General features: G+C 58.7%; 12 protein-coding genes. 6 read left to right on the forward strand and 6 right to left on the reverse strand.

Features of this window, described 5'->3' with window-relative positions; genetic code table 11:
- Positions 1-600 precede the first annotated feature (600 nt).
- The gene (locus PHA8399_RS22405) at positions 601-1,413 is read left to right on the forward strand and encodes a hypothetical protein (RefSeq protein ID WP_145977057.1); all 813 of its coding nucleotides are present in this window, start codon (positions 601-603) and stop codon (positions 1,411-1,413) included.
- 290 nt (positions 1,414-1,703) lie between these two features.
- On the opposite strand, the gene PHA8399_RS16205 is transcribed toward PHA8399_RS22405, so the two are convergent.
- The 6 genes from PHA8399_RS16205 to PHA8399_RS16230 all read right to left on the reverse strand — a co-directional run bounded on the left by PHA8399_RS16205 (position 1,704) and on the right by PHA8399_RS16230 (position 8,795).
- Positions 1,704-2,873, reverse strand: a complete 1,170-nt coding sequence (locus PHA8399_RS16205; RefSeq protein ID WP_158509273.1) for a hypothetical protein — start codon at positions 2,871-2,873, stop codon at positions 1,704-1,706.
- A gap of 251 nt (positions 2,874-3,124) precedes the next feature.
- Positions 3,125-3,316: a hypothetical protein gene (locus PHA8399_RS16210; protein ID WP_058287137.1), complete on the reverse strand. Its 192-nt coding sequence runs from the start codon at positions 3,314-3,316 to the stop codon at positions 3,125-3,127.
- Between the two features lie 45 nt (positions 3,317-3,361).
- A complete protein-coding gene (locus PHA8399_RS16215; RefSeq protein ID WP_058287138.1) occupies positions 3,362-4,135 on the reverse strand; it encodes a peptidoglycan-binding protein in 774 nt (257 codons plus the stop codon).
- A gap of 403 nt (positions 4,136-4,538) precedes the next feature.
- Entirely contained in the window at positions 4,539-4,880 is a 342-nt protein-coding gene (locus PHA8399_RS16220) for a hypothetical protein (RefSeq protein ID WP_058287139.1), read from the reverse strand.
- A 17-nt stretch (positions 4,881-4,897) separates the two neighbouring features.
- On the reverse strand, positions 4,898-6,889 hold the full coding sequence (locus PHA8399_RS16225) for a hypothetical protein (RefSeq protein WP_058287140.1): 1,992 nt from the start codon (positions 6,887-6,889) through the stop codon (positions 4,898-4,900).
- A gap of 43 nt (positions 6,890-6,932) precedes the next feature.
- Positions 6,933-8,795 carry a phage tail protein gene (locus tag PHA8399_RS16230; protein WP_058287141.1) on the reverse strand — a complete coding sequence of 621 codons (1,863 nt, stop codon included), beginning with the start codon at positions 8,793-8,795 and terminating at the stop codon, positions 6,933-6,935.
- A 2-nt stretch (positions 8,796-8,797) separates the two neighbouring features.
- Between PHA8399_RS16230 and PHA8399_RS16235 the strand changes: the two genes are divergently transcribed.
- The 5 genes from PHA8399_RS16235 to PHA8399_RS16255 all read left to right on the forward strand — a co-directional run bounded on the left by PHA8399_RS16235 (position 8,798) and on the right by PHA8399_RS16255 (position 13,245).
- Positions 8,798-10,012, forward strand: a complete 1,215-nt coding sequence (locus tag PHA8399_RS16235; protein ID WP_058287142.1) for a DNA cytosine methyltransferase — start codon at positions 8,798-8,800, stop codon at positions 10,010-10,012.
- Positions 10,009-10,269, forward strand: a complete 261-nt coding sequence (locus PHA8399_RS16240) for a pyocin activator PrtN family protein (RefSeq protein ID WP_058287143.1) — start codon at positions 10,009-10,011, stop codon at positions 10,267-10,269. The genes PHA8399_RS16235 and PHA8399_RS16240 overlap by 4 nt, the downstream gene beginning before the upstream one ends.
- Before the next feature lie 548 nt (positions 10,270-10,817).
- Positions 10,818-11,696: a MurR/RpiR family transcriptional regulator gene (locus tag PHA8399_RS16245; protein ID WP_058287144.1), complete on the forward strand. Its 879-nt coding sequence runs from the start codon at positions 10,818-10,820 to the stop codon at positions 11,694-11,696.
- Between the two features lie 31 nt (positions 11,697-11,727).
- A complete protein-coding gene (locus PHA8399_RS16250) occupies positions 11,728-12,504 on the forward strand; it encodes an ABC transporter substrate-binding protein (RefSeq protein WP_058287145.1) in 777 nt (258 codons plus the stop codon).
- Between the two features lie 33 nt (positions 12,505-12,537).
- A complete protein-coding gene (locus PHA8399_RS16255; RefSeq protein ID WP_058287146.1) occupies positions 12,538-13,245 on the forward strand; it encodes an ABC transporter permease in 708 nt (235 codons plus the stop codon).
- Position 13,246: the final 1 nt, after the last annotated feature.

Below are 13,246 nucleotides of genomic sequence, written 5' to 3' on the forward strand. Positions count from 1 at the left end.
GCAGCCACGAAAAAGAAGATACCTGTTGGGAAAGGTGCGAATCAAGATTCGACCACAATTACGAGGCCTGGGATAGATGCACCGATCGTTGCGCGGATACTGCTGACGCGGAATGGTCTAGATGTGAACGCCAGGAAGAAGCATGTGATTCCGGTTCAACAGCTGAGAATGGCAGCAATGGAGACGGGGCTGTCCCGGGCGCGGAAATAGTTGGAACATATCAGGAAATCCCCAATCCCCAACTGGGAGATATTGCGATGGTGACTAATAGGCCAGATGGGATTCCGGTTATTATCTATAACCCTGTGTTGTGCCAGAGGCTTGGGTACAATCTGTGTGAGTTTTATAAGTATCACGAGTACGGGCACATTGCTCTGAGCCATACAACGAGCCGACGACTACACCCCGTTGCCGTTGAAGCTGAAGCCGATTGCTGGGCTGCGCGACATGCTCCATGGAGTGCAGTAGAAGCTGGATTTCAATGGTTCATGCAGGGTGGCGGTTCCGGTTTGCACCATGGAACTGGTCGTCAACGCGCAGCACGAGTACAAGATTGCGCCGCGAGTAGGTAACACTCATTCAAGTCAGGAGTTGAAACCAATGAGCAGTTCAGAAGGCCCGTATGTAGCAAATGAATATGGTGAAAGAATTCGAGCATTGGAGGTCAGAATCGAAAATGATGAAAAATCGACGATCAGACGATTTGGCGCTTTGGGAGGCATAATAGCCCTCGTACTGTCTATAGTAATGGGCTTTATCAGCTTCGCGGACAGAGTTTACTTTCAAGGAGTTAAAGATAGAGAGAGCTCCAGAGCTGAACTGCGCGCCATCACGGCGCGAATAACGGAAATCAATTGGAAACTGTTATCTAATTCAGATCTTAATAGCGCTGCATCACAAGCGATTTCGAAAGTTGCGAACGGGGAAAAAGTTTCGCTTATCGTGAGGGCCAATGAACTATCTGAGGAGCTATCTTATGATCTTGGCTTTGCCGAGTTGATTGTGCTATCAGCAGAAAGTCTTAACTTCGGAATGAATGAGGTTGCGAGGAAGTACGCTCGCGTTGCAATAAAAAAATCTGAGATTCCCGCATTTAGATCTGAATCTGCGCGGTATTTGGCTCGATCACTATTTGCTCCGGGAGAGGGCTCAGATCCAGAAAAGGCCCGATCTGTGTTCAGAGAATCTATAGCAATAGGTAGTCGATCGCTGGACTTGGCTGCGCAATACGCAGCACAAAATGCTTATGTCGATTGGATAATTTCAGAGGTCAGCCATGGGAATTGTGATGTCGCGCAAGACTTGCTGGACGAAGCAATATCTGAGTCCGGCTTGCAAGAAACAACCGTTGTTTACTTTCTGAAAGGTTCTCTTGTAACCTCAGGAAAATGCAGCGATCTCGAAGGCTCCTAAACTTAGGGCTATCATTGCAATCATTGCGACCCAAATACAGACAGCCCAACACACAAAATAGGAGGAAGGGAGAAGGATTGTAAGCTGTGCATCAATCCAATTCCGCTGCAGCATCGCGCCCTGCCACCGAGCCTTTGCGCCTGCGGCATCCAAGAAAATGGGGAATGGCAGCAATGGGCTCTCTTGCCCTTCGCTGGTTTCCGCGGCCAGGAGTCCAGAAACCGCCACCGGATCGGTCTGGAGGTATGCCGGTTAAGTCCGGCTCCCTGCACGGATCAGACCGGCTACACTCAACTAGCCCTCCACGCGAGACGCCGACCATTAATCTGGAAGCGAAACCCCTGCCGCTTGGCCGAAACCTCACGCCAACGATCTAAGGCGTTTGCACCAGCTATGTTGATTGCCAGCAGGTACGAGCAGGGCGTCAGCCAATAACCACCATCTGCGCAGCTCATCGCCAAGTAGGTGACCACGCCGTACTTGGCTGGGGACATCTTGTGAGGCCGCAACGCCAAGAAAACGATCGCGTAGAAAAGTAGCAACCCTGGCAGACCGAAAAACTGAAGGATGGACAGCGGCAAGACTTCGAAAATTGACACTTGCGGATTCAAATCCCCAAGGACCATCAAAGATGGATCTGCCCGCACATTTGACCACCAGATTGCCGTTTTGATCCATCGCCCGTTCACGGAGAAATCCCGGTCTAAAACCCGGTACTCGATCAAACTGAATGCCTGCTCAAATGCACCCGAAGCTATTCCAGCAATGAAGCCGACTGCGCCGATCGCTACGAGCGCATTGACGATAACTCGCGGTGCCCGTCCCGCAAGCAGCGCTTTAGCCAGGAAAAGAAACGTGAGAAATATGAACCCAGCCATAGCGCCGGCACTTCCAGAAAACACCACCAGCATACCCGCCACAAAGTATGCCGCCACCGCCACAGCACGATTAGGCTCGGACGCGAACACCAGTGGGGCGCAAAGCACCAGGGCGACACCGAAGAGGTTGCCGTTTTGGTAGGTCCCGAAGATCTTGCTGGCATCTTCCCCTAAACCGTGCAGCACGTTGTGTTTGTTGAGAATGTCTTCGAACGATTCAGCGTAGATCGCAGTCACGTTCCTGATTGCGACCGCTTCCGAACCGAACGCAATCTGCAACAGGCCGTATGCCAGCAGGAAATAGTATGCTCGCCTAAAAAACCGAAGAAATGTATCGCAGGAATTCTGCGACCTGATCGGATAGAATACTAGCCCGACCGAAAGCAGCGCGACCACGTTGAACATAACCCGCACAAGTTCGGAAAACGTCAATCCTTCAACTATAGTCTGCGCTAGGCAAAACGCAGACCACAGCGCAAGTACCAGATAGGTCGCCTGAACAACACCACTGTGCAGGAGGCTGCGCCCAAGCGCCTGTAGTGTAAGGAGGCTTCCGAGCAGGATGGAAATGTAGATCGGCACCCCGCCAGCGAGAAACCCAGACTTTGGGAATGCAACGATGAGCACGGCAATTGCCGCATGCGGGAGAATATATCGCTTAACTATCAATTCAATACACCAGGAATACAACTCCTGAGCGCGTTACTACATTTGGAAGGTAATGTCATTCCCTTTCCGTTCTGCGGGCCATGATCATCTACCCACGGCCTGGCCAGATGAAAGAGAGATAGCCCCGGTTTTCGCCGGGGCTTTGCTTCGGAAACCTGGCGGCCTTACCGGAAGCGGTTCAGCAAGCCGGAATTGATACCGCTGCGCAGAGTGCCAAGCCCCAGGGCATTGAGAACCAGCAAGAACCAATCATCGCCCACCTCAATGCCCGGCACGTCAATGCCAAGGCCCTTTTCGACGAGGACACTCAGCAGGATCATTGCCGCGATGATGTATGTCTTCTTTCCCTCAAGCATGTGCTTTCCTTTCGTATGGTTTTGGGAGAAAAAACCGGCCCGCGATTAGCCGCGCAGCCGGGTGAGGAACTTCTGAAGCCAGGCAGGCAACCAAGGCAGCGCGGCTGCCTGAGGCGGAAGGATGGGCGGCATAGCGACCAGCGCCTTGTGCATTGCGGCCCGGGTGTTCGGGCCGATCTCGCCGTCAGCGGCCAAGCCCGCGACCCGCTGGAAGCCGCGAATGTCGGTCCTGGCATAGCCCAGCAGCACAAGCTGGGCTTTGTCGGTCCAAAGCTGCCTCTCAGTGAAGTGGTTGTAGCCGCCGTTGATCCGTTTGGTGACTGCAAGCGTGTCTCCCGCATCGGCCGGCACATTCATGCTGCGGGTGCTCCAGTACCACAGCGGCCCCAGGCCCTCCCAAGGATCGCGGTTCACCGCGTCCGGATCCGCTTGAAAGTCCGGGGCGGCGGGATCCAGGCGCCGCGCCCAGACAGTGAACTCACGGTAGTTTGCCCGCCCGGTGATCTGGAAGGGCCCGCGGCCCCGGAAATCGAATCCATCGCCATCCGCTTCAGGGGTGTTTCCGAGATCCTGGCGCACATCGTACCGCACCTGCGCGGGCGTCGGGCCCCATAGCTCCCGGTCATACCGGAAACCGCCGCTTTCTACGATCGACTGCCCGAGGAAATGCGCCAACCGGTGATAGCGGTTCAAGCCGCACTGGAAGCCGAAGGTATTCAAACCCAGGAGGAAGGAATTGGCATTCCGCTCCTGACCACTCCCAAGCTTGATGGGCCCGATGATTTTCTTCAGCGTTGCGAGATCAAGAATTTCTGTCATTTGTCCTCCAAAAGAAAAGCCCCGCGAAAGCGGGGCCGGTATCAGTGAATTTCTGGATGCTAGGTCAGCGGATCTGAGGCATACGCTCCATTCGCTCCAAGCGGCCATCGATCCTGCTCAAGGCAGTCAGGATCAGCGAAAGGCACTCATTCTGACGCGTAAGGCCGGTTTCATCAGCACACGCGCGGCGTGCCGCTAAGATGCCTTCCCAGCGCACCAGACGCCAAGCAGACCGCCTGCAGACCCTCAATCCGTCAACGCATCAGCAGCACCTCTCAAAAGGCGCGCGGAGCAATGACCAGGACCACCACCAGAAAGATGAAGCACACCCCGCCGACGCGGAGAGTGTGCCAAAAATCGGCGCAAGGGTTCCGCTTCTCGCGCCGGATCTTCGCGGCGGACTTCATTGTTCAGCTCCGTCCGGGTGCCGCTGGTTCTGTGACTGATCCAGGAAACGTTCAATGATCGTGACTGCCAGCAAACCGACCAGAAATGCTGCAGCGCAGAGGGTTCCCAATGCGCCAGCCATCCCGTCAGGAAGGTCCCCTATCCACGGCTTAACAAGGTACGGCGCCAGCGCGCCGACACCGAAGCTGGTCACAGACCCAATGAAGACTACCCTCACCCCCTCGCGCCAAGTCGTCTTGAGCGCCGCAGACCGCACCGCGCCGCCCATGGCCCCGAAGATCGCCAGCAGCGCGCCGCGTTCGTTGAAAATTTCAGAGAACAGATTGAGATTGTTCATTGCCTCACCTCAGCCCGTTAGTTTCGGGAAACCAAACCTTCGCTTGTCGGCCAAAGGTCAATGATTTCCCCCATCTCCGCCGCCAATCCCTTCACGATGATCGGCGTCTCGAAATAGACTTGAACGCCCCCCGAGACCGTGAGGTGCAAGTGCAGCTCTCCGTTTGCAGGAACCGTCACGTTGAATTGCCTCCGGAAGCGCGTGGAAGTTGTGGTCCCGGATCCGCCAAGCGTGCGGGAGACGATATCAGTAGTCCCGTTCGACACGCGGTATGCGACATTGGTGACCGCGGCCGTGAACGGGGCAATCACCCACAAAAACACCGTGTAAACATCGCCTGGGGTCAGGCCGGTAAGGGAAGCCGTTGCGGTCTCCCCGCCACCGAGGCGCAGAGAATAGTCGTCCTGGACATGGATGTTGCCAACGCCATCCCCAGACCAACCAGCATTGAGAGCGCTCCCCGGCCCTGCCCCAAAAGGAGGAAGAAGGTTGCGCATCTGCGGAGACGCCTGGACGGTGTCTGTCACTGCAAACGGCAGCTGGTTCCAAGACACGGCCGTAAATGCAGAAACGTCGCCTTGCGGGCTGTAAGTCAAGGGGAAGCCGAACATTGTAGCCTCCTCGTTCAGCCAGGACACGGGCAGGTCAGCGCGGGTCAGCTTGAACGGCGCATAGTATTTCCATTCCACATTGGCGTTTTCCTGCTGAACGTACCCCTCAATCGACACCGGTGCCTGCACCTCGACTGCCGCGATGGCGAACGTCTTCAATCCATCAACGTGCAGCGTCATATCATTCCGCGGGTTAGTCATATCCCCGAAACGGATTTCGCCGTTTTGAAGGCCGCTGCCGCCCTCCAGTGTCCAGTTTTTCCCGAAAGTGGAGCGGGAAGCGTTGAAGGCCTGCGGGACCGGGTAGCCCTCGACAAACAGATCAGTGATCCGTTGGTTTCCACCTGGCGTCCAGAAGCGGTTGAGCGCGTCTGTCGCCGACTTCTTGGCACCGATCTTGATTCCGCAGCCGTATTCCGGGCTTTCCTGACCATAGATGTGAACGCCGGTCACGTTGAAATCGACCGAGCCGGAGGCGATTGCGAGCCCGCCTGCGCGCTCATTGTCTCCAAGAGCCTGAGCGCCAATCTTGCCACATTCCCGCAGAAAGAGATTTTCAATCGACGACAGGCCCCAAAACTTGTAGCAGTAACACCCCCACCCGCTCATGTTCAGAACTGACACGCCGTCGATCTTGATGCCACCCACCCCACCAGCGGAGGTCTCTGGCGTTGGGTCATCTGTTTTCTGCATGAAGTTGTGGTTCCGGCCCAGCCAAAGGCCAACTTGATAGGGGAAATTCTCTTCATCCCAGAGGTCGATGGGAAGAACCGCACCACCCGCTGCCGCAATGGTCCACCCTCGCCAGTGGGTCTGGTGGAAAGTTTGCGCTGTCGCTGCGTTTTTGGCGCTATCAACCGCGGGGTTCCCGTCGGAAAAAATTATTGTTCGGGACCGGCCGGAAAAGTCCTCGTGTATGCCGCCCTGCCCCCAGACTGTAGCGCCCCCGAAGAATAGGGTATCAGCTGCATACCCCCCGGTGCCATCGATCATGAAAATCCACCCGCTTTCACGGGAAATCTTAGCGCCAAGGTTCAATGCTGCGGCGTCGTCTGTCACGCCGTCGAAAGTCACACCAACCTGGGTTGCTGCCACCATTCCAGCGTGCGGACGCGCGTACAATTTGACGCCGCCGACCGTGAGCATGTGGTGATCTGTAGCCCCGCTGGCAGCGACTTGATACCGGTGCCCGCCTGCCTCCAAGTAATCCCCGGCGGTGACATAGTGGATGCTCCCCGGAGCATAGGAAAGAACATTGTCAGCCAACAGCTCCGCGACAGTCGCGCGAGAATGCTGCATGTTCTGAAACAAGTCCGCCAGATCCTGTTTGGATGGCTGGCTGGTCGACACCTTCGGATAGCCGAAAAGGACATTTTCGGCGGCGGTTTTAAGGCTCATCTGCGATGCTCCGGTTTGGCGAATTGATCGGTTTTTTGGGGACCTACGGTCCCGGCTCGTTAAGGGTGACGGTTTGCGGCCCGGACAGCGGCCCGGCCAACTCGCTGCCGTTGATCGGTTCAGCCCAATAGTGAAATGTCCCGTATCCGGGCGCAGGATCCGTGTAGCTGTCCCCATTGCTGGCAATGCCGTATTCGGTGTGGATTAACGCTGCGTTGGAGAAATCCATAGGCGCCAGCACCCGGTAGATCCGGGTTCCGAAATAGTGGGAATCGTTCGGCGCAGTGAAGGAGATCAGAACATCCTCGCCTGATTTCACCACGCTGAAAGAGGTCAACGCGCCTGGTGCCACCGTATCCGAAACAGCGCTGATGACCTTCGGATCTTCGGGCCCCCAGTCAGATGCACCCGCGCCCGAGGTCCTGTTCCTGATCTGAGCTTCATATGCCTGGCCATCCACCAGCCCGCCGATGCGAATGCGTGTAGCCAGTTCGGATGTCTGCTGCGTCAGCCAGTAGCTGTCACCGGCAGGACGGTAACGCACCTCCTGCGTATAGGCAGCATCCTGCAGATCCCAAGTGAACAGAATGGAGCCGTTGTCCTGGGCAGAGCCGCCGAAGTTGGACGGAACCGGAATGCTGCTATCGCTGACGACAGACCCGTATTTCGGCCGCTCTGGTTCCTCCGTTGCCGCATCAAAGTCAAAATCCTCGGGCTTCACGCTGTTCGCGGTCAGAGTGAATGTCCCAACGCCTTCGCGCGCCAGCTCCCCGACTTCGAAATACTCATCCAGGCCAATTTCATCGCTCCGCACCCGGATAAACCTGTGCGCCCGCCCGCCTTCCCGGCCGCCCAGGATTTCGTATCCGGCCATGCCGATTGTGGCGCGCAGCTGATACCTCGCCCGCTTGGTCTTCGCGATACGCTTGTTCAGCCGCGACGCCTGGTTGTGGTTGTGGACCATGTAAAGCTGCGGCTCATCCCGGACGGGCTTTGCCGCAGCATTCTCAACCCAGGTGCCGCTTGGGGTTTCCCGCCAGGCATTCTGGGGCTCGACATAGACCGCAGACACCTCATCCGGCGCATCCGCCCCCCACTGGCCTTCTGACAGCTCCACCGCAAAGCAATCGTCCGCGGTGAGCGTCAGCGTCGGCTCAATCCACCGCCCGACCGTGAAGCCGACCTTCCCGTCTGTGCGCTCGTAAATGAACGCATCACACGCTGCGGCCAATTGCGCGCGCTGGTCTTCATACGCCTGCTCATCGGAAATCGTGCCGTTCAGCGTCCAGCGCGGCTGCAGCTCGCCTTCGGCATTCATCACCAGCGGGTCGCAGGCATCTGCCTCGTCGGCCACCTCATCCCAATCCACGGCGCGGCCGAGAACATTCACCACCCAATCGGCCAGAACCAGGGCGGCATTGTTCGAGTAACCCTTGGCGCCGGTGCGCGGGTCATAGAGGTCATTCTTCCCATCGAACACCGGCGCATAGGCCCACTGCCGGCCATTCGGGTAGATCTTGGAAAAGCTCTCCTGAGGCGGCCGCTTCGCCCACAGCACCGCCCCTGAAAGCCCCTTGAAATCATGCGCCTCAGTGATCTCTGTGAAAGCGGCCTCAAGGCCCGGGTCAACGACTTGACCGGCGGCCCCTGTGAACACGTTGATCCGGCCATGCCCGGCTATGGGGGCGGTGCTGATATTGCTCGCGCTTTGCTCCACTTCTGCAGTCAGAGCCACCGGACGCTCATCCAGCCAATGCTCGACAATGCCTTCGATCTCATGAGCAGCGAGGATCGGGACATAGTAGCGCCGGCCGTCCGCGAACCCGGTGAAGCCCAGCGGGCCACCCTTGCGCGCCCTGCCGTAGACATATTCCGCATAGGCCACCGGCTGCGCAAAGTTTACCATCCGTGCGGCCGGGGGCGGCAGAGAAGGCCTGCCGCCCCAACCGCCCCTGCAAGGAGCGCCGCGGCCAGACCTTCCGCCATTGGGTAAAGGAACTGCAGCGCCTCGGCTACAAGGTCGAATGGCAGGAGCTGCGCGCCTGCGACTACGGCGCCCCCACCATCCGCAAACGCCTGTTCCTGATTGCCCGCTGTGACGGTCGGCCGATTGTCTGGCCGGAACCGACCCACGGCGCACCGGACAGCGCCGAGGTGCTGACCGGCCTGTGCAAACCCTGGCGCACGGCGGCCGAAATCATTGACTGGACGCTGCCCTGCCCGTCGATCTTTGACACCAGCCAAGAAATCAAACAGCGCTACGGGCTGCAGACCCGCCGCCCCCTAAAACCCGCCACTTTGCGCCGGGTGGCCCGCGGCGTCATGCGCTATGTGATCGAGGCGAAAGAGCCGTTCCTTGTGACCTATGCACAGCAAGGCGGCGGGATCCGCAGCGGCTTTGCTCCGCTCCACACCATCACCGCCAGCCCCAAGGACCAGAACGCCATCATTGTGCCAACCTTGGTGCAAACCGGCTACGGCGAACGCAAGGGCCAGGCGCCGCGCGTGCCCGGCCTGAACAAACCACTGGGAACCCTAGTGGCAGGCGGCACCAAGCACGCCCTTGTGGCCGCCTTCCTAGCCCAGCACAATTCCGGCGAGCGCATGAAAAACAACGCCGGGCGCCCGGCGACCGCCCCGCTCAGCACCCTGACCACCAGGGGCACCCAGCAGCAGGTAGTGGCTGCCTACATGATGCCCCACTATGGCGCCAGCGTGGCCCGCTCTGCGACGGCGCCTGTTGGCACCCTCACCGCGGGTGGCGGCGGCAAGCAGGCATTGATTGCTGCGTTCCTGCATAAATATTACGGCACAGACCAGGATCCGCGCTTGGATCAGCCAATGCACACCCTGACCACCCGGGACCGTTTCGGCCTGGTGACGGTCGTGATTCAGGGCGAACCCTACGCAATCACTGATATTGGAATGCGGATGCTGACCCCGCGCGAACAATTCCGCGCCCAAGGCTTCCCGGAAACCTATGAGATTGACCAAGCAGGCGGGCGGAAGCTCAACAAGACCGACAAGACCCGCATGTGCGGCAACAGCGTCGCACCGGCGATGGCAGAGGCGCTGATTCGCGCGAACTGCGCCCACCTAGTGGAGCAGGAGGCCGCAGCATGAACACCGCCTTTTTGCTCATGGCCCAATACAACGGACGCGCAGTAATCCCCGCGGACGTAGTGGTGCAGGACTATTTCCAGCACCTTACCCTTCCGAAATTCCTTCGCAAGGTGAATGAAGGTCAGATCGCCTTGCCGCTTGTCTCGATCGAGGCAAGCCAAAAGAGCGCAAAGGGAGTTCACCTGCAGGATCTGGCCGAGTACCTGGACAGAAGGCGGGAGGAAGCCCAACGGGCATTCCGACAGATGCACAGCTAGGACAAACTAACCCCAGCCATCCTGTAAAAGCGCCGCCATTGAGCGGCGTTTTTTGTTGTTCCGGACGGGGAACAACTAAACCCGGAACAACTTTCGGGACAACACGCCCAATCCACACAACGCAAGAAGCTGATTTAATGGGAATTTTTCTAGCAAGCCGCCCCATCCATCATCGGCGCAACGGACAGACGCGCAGCGCGCCGGACATCGGAAAACCCTGATCTTTCGCGGTTTTTTGAATTCGCCATTTTGTGCGGCTTCCCCGTTTCGGCCCCATTCAGCCCCGTTTTTGACAGCGCTGCTGCAGAACGCAGCGCCGACGCCGCCGCTTAGCACTTTTTGCACCCCAAGTTCCAGCACCCCGCTGCGGGCACTGCCGGGACGCCGCCCGGCAGGCCGAAAACTGTCCCGGCAAGATCCCCATTTATTTCAGCGCTTTATGTGTCGCCCGCTGGCACGGATGTAAGTTTTTTAAATTACCTTGACCAGGTGACAGTTTTCTTGCAATTTCACTCAAACGGTTCATCCCCATCGCAAGGTCCGCTACGTTGCCCGCCCCTGTCCGCTCAAAACTTGCCCATGCCCTTGAAACCGGTTCGAAAGCCGAGCGAGCCATTGCCAACTATATGCTGAGCGCCTTGGAGCAGGTTCCGTTTGAGACCGCCGCCAGCCTCGCCGAGAAAGTCGGGGTGAGCGAAGCCACCGTTGGCCGGTTCTGCCGCAGCAACGGATACGCCAGTTTCAAGGATCTGAAAGAGCACCTGAAGGACGACTTGGGCGACCATCCGTGGCTGGTGAGCGACCGGCTGAATGAACTGCGCACTACCGCCCGCGACGACGAGGGCCATCTTTCTCAGGGAATGGAGCTGGAAATCGCGGCCGTCGTGCGGATCTATGAATATGCCCGGTCCGCTGAGTGGCAAAATGCGGTTGCCAGGCTGGCCAGGACGCAGCACGTCTACGTGGCTGGTTTCCAGACCGAACGCGGGCTTGCCCAGTATTTTGCCAATCAGATGCAATACCTGCGCGACGAGGTAACCCTGATTGACCTGGCGGCGGGAAACTTTGCCGAAATACTGGCCTCCGGCCGGGAGGCCTGTCTGGTGATCTTCGAGGCCCGCCGCTATTCCCGGCTGGCCAAGCTTCTGGCGCGCGAGGCGAAGACCGCCGGCATTCCGGTGACTCTGATTACCGATGTGTTCTGCGACTGGGGCCGCGAAACCGCCGACGAGGTTTTTGCCGTACCGACCCAGTTCAACCAGTTCTGGGATTCCACGGCGCAGATGGCGAGCCTGTCCAATCTCCTCATCAATGGCGTGTGCATGGAACTGGGGCCGCAGGTCGAAGAGCGTCTGAACCGGATTGCAGCGCTTTACGGCCGCTTCACCGGTCATGTCGGCGATCCGGTCGCCGCCGTCGAAAAATAATCAAAACTTGGAAACGACAGGAGGAACTCCCATGACATTGAAGAAGACACTGGCACTCGCCCTGGCGTCCGCGGCGATGGCCGCCGGCACAGCCTCGGCGGACGGATTGCGGCTGGGCACCGAAGGCGCCTACCCGCCGTTCAACTACATCGAATCCGACGGCAAGATTGCCGGCTTTGACGTTGAGATCGGTCTGGAGCTGTGCAAGCGCATCGGCGAGGACTGCACCGTGGTGGCGCAGGATTGGGACGGGATCATTCCCGGTCTTCTGGCCAGCAAGTATGACTTCATCATCGCCTCGATGTTCATCACCGAAGAGCGCAAGAAGCAGGTCGATTTCACCGATCCCTACTATCTGGCGGCGATGACCCATGTCGTGCCGAAAGGTTCGGACATCACCGAATTCACCAACGAGGCGCTGGCAGACAAGGTGATCGGCGCGCAGTCGGGCACCACCCAGGCCGATTTCATCGAGGCCGCCTACCCGGATGCCGACATCCGCCTCTATCCGACCCAGGACGAGGTCAACCTCGACATGGCCTCGGGCCGTATCGACCTGCAAGTCGGGGACATGCTGCCGATGCTGGACTGGACCAAAAAGTCCGATGACGGCAGCTGCTGCGAACTGGCGGGCGAGCCGATCACCGATCCGGCCTTCGTTGGCGATGGCGTGGGCATCGCCGTGCGCCAGGAGGATGACGCGCTGCGCGAGAAGCTGAACACCGCCCTGGCCGAGATCCGCGCCGATGGCACCTACAAGACGATCAACGACAAGTACTTCGACATCGACGTCTACACGATGAAGTAAGCGGAATGTCCCCTCAGCCTGAAAAGGGTATCCATGTTTGAACTGTTCTCATATGGCGATGCAGGCTGGGGGGACGAAATCCTGCGGGGGTTGGCGATCACGGTGCAACTGGCGATCGTCACTCTCCCCGTCGGGCTGTTCCTCGGGTTTCTGGCCGCCGCCGCCTCGATGTCTCGGCTTTTGCCGTTGCGGCTTCTGGGGTTCGGCTACACCACTGTCATGCGCGGCCTGCCAGAGATCCTGACCCTCTTTGTGGTCTACAATGGCGCAGGCCTTCTGATAAACGCGGTCCTGCAGTGGTGGGCGCCGGAGGCCGCGCCCACGGACTTCAGCCCCTTTGCGGCCGGGGTCGTGGCTCTTGGCATGGTGTTCGGCGCTTTTGCCGCAGAGGTGCTGCGCGGGGCGTTTCAGTCGCTCGACAGCGGCCAGGCCGAAGCCGGGCGGGCGATCGGCATGACGGAGCGCCAGATCTTCCTGCGCATCCGGCTGCCACAGGTCTGGCGCTTTGCGCTGCCGGGCCTGGGCAACCTGTGGATCAACATGCTGAAAGACACCGCGCTAGTTTCGGTCATTGCGCTGGATGACCTGATGCGCATGACCAAAGTCGCCGTGGGCGTGACCAAGCAGCCCTTCACCTTCTACCTTCTGGCCTGCCTGATCTACTGGGCGATGTGCGTATTGTCCGAACTGGTGCTGGGGCAGATGGAACGCCGCGCCAATCGCGGCATCCGGAGGGCCTGAG

This window comes from Leisingera aquaemixtae (assembly GCF_001458395.1).
Classification (GTDB): Bacteria; Pseudomonadota; Alphaproteobacteria; order Rhodobacterales; family Rhodobacteraceae; genus Leisingera; species Leisingera aquaemixtae.

Coding starts and splice junctions, on each gene's coding strand:
- PHA8399_RS22405 (WP_145977057.1), top strand. CDS start 601: ATGAGCAGTTCAGAAGGCCCGTATGTAGCAAATGAATATGGTGAAAGA.
- PHA8399_RS16210 (WP_058287137.1), bottom strand. CDS start 3,316: ATGCTTGAGGGAAAGAAGACATACATCATCGCGGCAATGATCCTGCTG.
- PHA8399_RS16215 (WP_058287138.1), bottom strand. CDS start 4,135: ATGACAGAAATTCTTGATCTCGCAACGCTGAAGAAAATCATCGGGCCC.
- PHA8399_RS16220 (WP_058287139.1), bottom strand. CDS start 4,880: ATGAACAATCTCAATCTGTTCTCTGAAATTTTCAACGAACGCGGCGCG.
- PHA8399_RS16225 (WP_058287140.1), bottom strand. CDS start 6,889: ATGAGCCTTAAAACCGCCGCCGAAAATGTCCTTTTCGGCTATCCGAAG.
- PHA8399_RS16230 (WP_058287141.1), bottom strand. CDS start 8,795: ATGGTAAACTTTGCGCAGCCGGTGGCCTATGCGGAATATGTCTACGGC.
- PHA8399_RS16240 (WP_058287143.1), top strand. CDS start 10,009: ATGAACACCGCCTTTTTGCTCATGGCCCAATACAACGGACGCGCAGTA.
- PHA8399_RS16250 (WP_058287145.1), top strand. CDS start 11,728: ATGACATTGAAGAAGACACTGGCACTCGCCCTGGCGTCCGCGGCGATG.
- PHA8399_RS16255 (WP_058287146.1), top strand. CDS start 12,538: ATGTTTGAACTGTTCTCATATGGCGATGCAGGCTGGGGGGACGAAATC.